This window comes from Streptomyces sp. NPDC048416, assembly GCF_043200435.1.
GTDB lineage: Bacteria > Actinomycetota > Actinomycetes > Streptomycetales > Streptomycetaceae > Streptomyces.
The window spans coordinates 104,013-111,253 of the sequence record NZ_JBICXU010000027.1; the positions used below are offsets into that span (position 1 = coordinate 104,013).

At 69.5% G+C, this 7,241-nt stretch carries 1 protein-coding gene; it reads right to left on the reverse strand.

Annotated elements, in window-relative coordinates; translation table 11 throughout:
- Positions 1-17: 17 nt before the first annotated feature.
- Positions 18-7,241 (reverse strand): type I polyketide synthase (locus ACGFW5_RS27610; protein WP_393836992.1); only part of this gene is annotated, 7,224 nt, incomplete at its 5' end.

Sequence of the window (7,241 nt, forward strand, 5' to 3'; positions counted from 1 at the left end):
GCTCGGCCATGGCAGTGTCACTTCTCCCGCGTCGTGTCGTTGACGTCGAATTCGTCATGCGCGTACTCGGAGCTCGCCCCGTGCTCGGACTCGTACTCCGCCCCGTACTCGGATCCGTACTCCGCCCCGTACTCCGACCCGAACGCAGACTCGGGGCCGTGGGCGCCATCGGCATGGGGCGCGTCGTGAGCATCGCCGTGAGCATCGCCGAATTCGGATGAGACACCCGAACTGGCCCCGGAGTCCGCGAGCGCCAGGTTGATCAGGGCCTCCGTGTCCATGGCGTCGATGGAGTCCGCGGTGTCGTTCGTGTCCCCCGCCAGCGCGAGACCCGGCTCGATCCCGGCGAGTTCCAGCAGGCTGTCCATCAAGCCCGCCTCCCGCAGCCGGGCCAGCGGGATGGCGGCGAGCGCGGTGCGGATACGGCTCTCGGCCGAACCGGTACCCGTTTCGCCCGCCTCGTCCTCCGTGCTCGGTGCCAGCTCCTCCCACAGGTGACCCGCGACGGCCCGGGCGCTGGGATAGTCGAAGATCAGCGCGGCGGGAAGACGCAACCCTGTGACGGCATTCAAGCGATTGCGGAACTCCACGGCGCTGAGCGAGTCGAAGCCGAGGGCGCTGAACGACTGGTCGGCGTCCACGGTGTCGGCGTCCGCGTGCCCGAGCACCAGCGCGGCTTGTGTACGCACGACCTCGGTCAGCAGATCCTTCCGCTCGGCCGCGGGTGCCTGCGCGAGGCGGGCCCGCAGGCCCTGCGAGTCGGCGGGCGACTGAGCGGCGGACTGCGCGGTCCGCCGGGACGGTGCACGCACCAAACCGCGGAAGAGCGGCGGCAGTTCCCCGTCCCCGCTCTGCGCCATGGCGCGTACATCCAGCAGGGCCGGTACGAGGAGCGCGTCGGCCGGAGTGTCGGTCCGACCCTGGCCGAGCACTGCCGTGTCGAAGAGGTCCAGACCCTGTCGGGCGGAGAGCGCGCCGGCCCCGGCGCGGGCCATGCGGTGTGTATCGGTTCCGCTCAGGCCGCTTGCCATGCCGCCGTCGTCCGCCCACATGCCCCATGCCAGCGAGCTCGCCACCAGTCCCTGGGCCCGGCGATGCTGGGCCAGGGCGTCCAGGAAGGAGTTGGCCGCCGCGTAGTTGCCCTGTCCCGGAACCCCGAGCACTCCGGCGATGGAGGAGAAGAGGACGAAAGCGGAGAGACCGAGGTCGCGGGTCAGTTCGTGCAGGTTCCAGGCGGCATCGGTCTTGGGCCGCAGCACGGCGTCCATGCGCTCCGGCGTCAGGGAGCCGATGACACCGTCGTCGAGCGTGCCCGCGACGTGCACGATGCCGGTCAGCGGGTGTTCGGTGGGAACGGCCGCCAAGAGTGCGGCCAGTTGGCCGCGATCGGCGACATCACAGGCGGCGAGCGTCACGGTGGCGCCCAGTTCTGACAGCTCGGCACTCAGCTCGGCGGCGCGCGGCGCATCCGGGCCCCGACGGCTCACGAGCAGTACGTGACCCACCCCGTGCTTCTCCACCAGGTGACGCGCGACCAGGCCGCCCAGGGCGCCGGTGGCGCCGGTGACCAGGACCGTGCCGTCGCCGTCCCAGACCTTCCCTTCGGTCCTGCCGTCGGCCGGCCGAGTGGCAACGGCCGCCCGCGCCAGTCTCGGAGTGAACAACTCACCGTTCCGGATGGCCAGTTGCGGCTCGTCCGTATGCACGGCGCGCGGCAGGGCGGCGAGGGAAGCCTCGCGACCGTCCACGTCGACCAGGACGATCCGGCCCGGATTCTCCATCTGCGCCGACCGCACGAGACCAGCCACCGCGGCCGCCGCGAGGTCGCTCACGTCACCGGTCGCCGTGGGCACCGCGCCTTGTGTCACCACCACCAGGGTCGATGTGGCGAACCGTGCGTCGTCCAGCCAGAGTTGCAGGTCGGCGAGCGCCCGGTGCGTACGCTCGCGAACCACCCGCGCGAGATCGGCGTCGGAGCCGGCATGGGTTCCGGCCTGGGCCCCGGCATGGGTTCGGGCTTCGGCATCGGTGCCGACCTCGGCCCGGGTTTCGGTGCCGGCTCCGGCCTGGGTTCCGGCTCCTGCCCTACGTGTGTCTCCGACCACGGGCAGTACGATCACGCCCGCATCGCCGGCGTCCCGCAGCTCTGGGACCACCCCGCTGCTCGCCACTGCGGTGGCCAGTGTTTCCGACCACTCGGACGCTGCCGTACCGACCACGACCCACTTACCGTAGTCATCCGGAGTGGGGGCGGAAGACACCGGAGTCCAGTCGACCCGGTAAAGGGAGTCGTGGAACTCGGCACGGGCCTGGGCCAGCTGCCCCTCCGAGATCGGCCGGACATCCAGCCGCTCCACCGAAACCACCGGCCGCCCCGCGCCATCCGCCACCTCCAACGACACCGCACCCGAACCGGCACCCCCACCCACTCCGGCGTTGCCACCCGCCCCGGCGTTGCCACCAGAAGCCAGCGGACGCACCCGCACCCGCAACGCCGACGCACCCGTCGCGAACAACTCCACACCCGACCACGCGAACGGCAGACCAGCCCGCTCCCCCACCCCCGTCAAACCCACCGCATGCAACGCCGCATCCAACACAGCCGGATGCACACCAAACCCCTCAACACCCACCCCCTCAGGCAACACCACCTCAGCAAACACATCACCACCCAACCGCCAAGCAGCCCTCAAACCACGAAACACCGGCCCATACACCAACCCACCCTCCGCATACCGCCCATACACACCCTCCACCGAAACCGGCACCGCCCCCACCGGAGGCCACTCGGTGAATTCGGCCTCGCTCGACGGGCGGTGTGCACCCGTGCTCAGCACACCGGTCGCATGCCGGATCCACGCCGAGTCGCCCGCCGTGTCCTCGCCGCGCGAGTGAATACTGAAGGCGCGGTCGCCCGAGTCGTCGGGCGCATTGACCACGAGCTGGGTGTGGATGACTCCCTGCTCCGGAAGCACCAGCGGAGCCTCCAGTGTCATTTCCGACAACACTGCCGAGCCGACCTGGTCCCCGGCGCCGATCGCCATCTCCACAAAGCCGGTGCCGGGGAACAGTACGGTCTCCCCGATCGCGTGATCGGCCAGCCACGGGTGCGTTCGGGTGGAGAGCCGGCCGCTGAAGAGCAGCCCATCGGACTCCGCCAGCACGACAGCCGTACCCAGCAACGGATGACCTCCGGCACCGGACGCCGCACCGAACGGCGAGTAGCCGTCGATCCAGTAGCGCTGGCGTTGGAAGGGGTAGGTGGGGAGGTCTACGGGCCGGGTGGGTCCGTTGGTGGGGTGGAGTGCGGGCCAGTTGACGGTGTGGCCGCTGGTCCACAGGCGGGCGAGCGCGGTGAGGGTTTCACTGTGCTCGGGCCGGTTGCGGCGCAGGAGGGGAATGAACGTGGCGGTCGTGTCGTCGGCGAGGGCTGCGGGGGCCATGGCCGTGAGGACCGCATCGGGGCCGATCTCCAGGAAGGTGGTGACACCTTCCTCCGCGAGCGTCTTGATGCCGTCGGCGAAACGCACGGCCTCGCGTACGTGGGTGACCCAGTAGGCGGGGTTGGTGAGTTCGCCGGGTGTGGCGGTACGTCCGGTCACGTTGGAGACGACCGGGATGCGGGGCTCGCTGAAGGTGAGCCCGGACAGGACAGCCCCGAACTCCTCCAGCATCGGATCCATCAACGGCGAGTGGAAAGCATGCGAGACGGTGAGACGCGAGGTCTTCCCACCCGCAGCCCGTACGGTCTCCACGACCTTCTCGACGGAGTCGGCGGCGCCCGAAACGACCACCGCACGGGGCCCGTTGACGGCGGCGATCGCCGCGTCCTCGACACCGTCCAGCATGGCGCGTACGTCATCCTCGGTCGCCTGCACTGCCGCCATCACACCACCATCGGGCAGCGCCTGCATCAGCCGGCCCCGCGCCGCGACCAGCGCACACGCATCAGCCAGCGAGAACACACCCGCCGCATGCGCGGCGCTGATCTCACCGATGGAATGTCCGGCGAGCAGGTCGGGGTGGATGCCGAGGGATTCGGTGAGCCGGAACAACGCGGTTTCGATGGCGAAGAGGGCGGGCTGCGCGTACTCGGTACGGTCCAGCAGCCCCGCCTCAGCCGAACCCGCCTCCGCGAACAGCACCTCCTTCAGTGGGCGGTCCAGCAGCGGGTCCAGGTGTACGCACACCTCGTCCAGAGCGGCAGCGAACACCGGGAAAGCGGCGGCCAGTTCACGCCCCATACCCGCCCGCTGCGCACCCTGGCCCGTGAACAAGAAGCCCAGCCGGCCCTCCGCACGGACACCCCGCACCACACCCCCGGCCTCCTCACCCGAACCCAGCGCACGCAACCCGGCAACCAGCTCCTCACGCCCCGCCCCCGCAACCACCGCACGATGTTCCAGCTGCGCACGCGTCGACGCCAACGCCACCCCCACATCCACCGGATCCGGAGCATCCGCACCTTCCAGCAGACCGAGCACACCCACCGCCTGAGCCCTCAGCGCCGCAGCATTCCCGGCCGATACCACAAGCGCCAACGTGCTGGGACGGCCCGGCAGTTCCTCTGTCGGGCTCGGTTCCGATCCGCGCTGGACGGCGACGGGCTCGGGGGCCTGCTCGATGATCACGTGGGCGTTCGTCCCGCTGATCCCGAAGGAGGAGATGGCCGCGCGCCTCAGTTCCCCGGCTTCCCAGGGCCGGGACTCGGTGAGCAGTTCCACCCGACCGGCCGACCAGTCCACCTTCGACGACGGCGCATCCACGTGCAGCGTCCTGGGCAGTACGCCGTGGCGCATCGCCATCACCATCTTGATGATCCCGGCCACGCCGGCAGCCGCCTGCGTGTGTCCCAGGTTCGACTTGATGGACCCCAGCCACAGCGGGTGCTCGGCCGCACGGTCACGACCGTACGTGGCAAGCAAAGCCTGCGCCTCGATCGGGTCGCCAAGAACCGTGCCCGTGCCGTGCGCCTCCACCGCGTCCACCTGGTCCGCAGACAGTCGGGCGTTCGCCAACGCCGCCCGGATCACGCGCTGTTGGGACGGGCCATTGGGGGCCGTCAGGCCGTTGCTCGCACCGTCCTGGTTCACCGCGCTTCCCCGTACGACCGCGAGGACGTGGTGTCCGTTGCGCTTCGCGTCCGACAGCCGTTCCACCACCAGGACGCCGACGCCCTCGGACCAGCCGGTGCCGTCCGCCGCGTCGGCGAAGGACTTGCACCTGCCGTCACCGGCCAGGCCCCGCTGCCGGCTGAACTCGATGAACGTGGCGGGCGTCGACATCACGGTCACACCGCCGACCAGCGCCAGCGAGCACTCACCGTTGCGCAGCGCCTGCGTCGCGAGGTGCAGCGCGACCAGGGACGACGAGCACGCCGTGTCCACGGTGACGGCCGGCCCCTCAAGGCCGAAGGTGTAGGCGATGCGTCCGGAGACGATACTGCCCGCGCTGTGACTGGTCGGGTAGTCGTGATACATCAGCCCGGCGAAGACGCCGGTCGAGCTGCCCTTGACGGTGGCGGGGTCGATACCCGCCCGCTCGAAGGCCTCCCAGGACGCCTCCAGGAGCAGTCGCTGCTGCGGGTCCGTGCTCAGTGCTTCGTTCGGGCTGATCCGGAAGAAGGCGGCATCGAAATCGGCCGCGTCGTGCAGGAAACCGCCCTTGTTCACGTACGTGGTGTCCGGCCGCTCACTGTTCGGGTCGAAGATCGCGCTCGTATCCCAGCCCCGGTCCTCCGGGAACTCGGAGACCGTGTCGTTGCCGTCGGCGACCAGCTTCCACAGGTCCTCGGGCGACTGGATGCCGCCGGGATAGCGGCAGGACATGCCCACGATGACGATCGGATCGTCCGTGACGGGCCCCCCGTGGCCGACCGGCACAGCGACCGTGTCGTCGAGCGTGCCGAGGAGTTCGTCGTGCAGGTAGGCCGCGAGGTCGCCGGCGGTCGGGTAGTCGAAGACCAGGGTGGCCGGCAGGCGCAGGCCCGTCGCGGTGTTCAGCGCATTACGCAGTTCGACCGAGGTCAGCGAGTCGAAGCCGAGGTCGCTGAACGCGCGGTCGGGCGCGATGGCCGCCGGAGTCGCATGGCCCAGGACATCGGCGACCTGCCCGCGCACCAGGGTGAGCAGCGCGCGTTCCCGCTCGGCCGGGCTGAGTGCGGACAGCTGTTGGTGCAGGGTGTCCGCGGTGGTGCCGTCGCCGACAGTGGCGGTACGTCGCACGGTGGGGACCAGGTGGTGGTAGAGGGGCGGGAGTGCCGCCCCCTGCGCCCGCAACGCCTCCACATCAAGACGTACCGGAACCAGCGCCGCATCCGCCCGAGCCCCCACCCCGAACAACCGCAACCCATCCGCCTCCGACAACGGCAACACACCACCACGCGCCATCCGCGCCACATCACCATCCGACAAACCACCACCCATACCACCCACACCACCCCACAAACCCCACGCCAACGCCGCACCCGGCAAACCACCCCCAACCCGCCACTCCACCAACCCATCCAAAAACGCATTCGCCGCCGCATAACTCCCCTGCCCCGGCGCACCCAACACACCCGCAGCAGACGAAAACACCACAAACACATCCAACGCCAACCCACACGTCAACTCATGCAAATTCCACCCACCCAACACCTTCGGCCGCAACACCGACTCCAACCGATCCACCGACAACGAACCCACCAAACCGTCATCCAACACACCCGCCGCATGCACCACCCCACACAACGGAAACTCCTCAGGAATCCCCGCCAACACCCCAGCCAACTCACCCCGATCCGCCACATCACACGCCACCAACTCCACCGACACCGCACCCAACCCCAACAACGATTCAACCAACTCCCCAGCACCCTCCACACCACCACCACGCCGCGACGTCAACACCAAACGCCGCACCCCACACACCGACACCAAATACCGAGCCAACACCACCCCCAAACCACCCGTACCACCCGTCACCAACACCGTCCCACCACCACCCCAACCACCCAACCCACCAACCACGCCCGCACCCACCTCAGGCGACACACCACCCGGCACAGCCACCGCAGCCCGCACCAACCGCGGCACAAACAACACACCACCCCGCAACGCCACCTGCGGCTCACCCACACCCAACGCACCCACCACATCACCCGACGAAAACTCCCCACCCTCCACATCCAGCAACACAATCCGACCCGGATGCTCCGCCTGCGCCGACCGCACCAAACCACCCACCGCCGCACCCGCCAA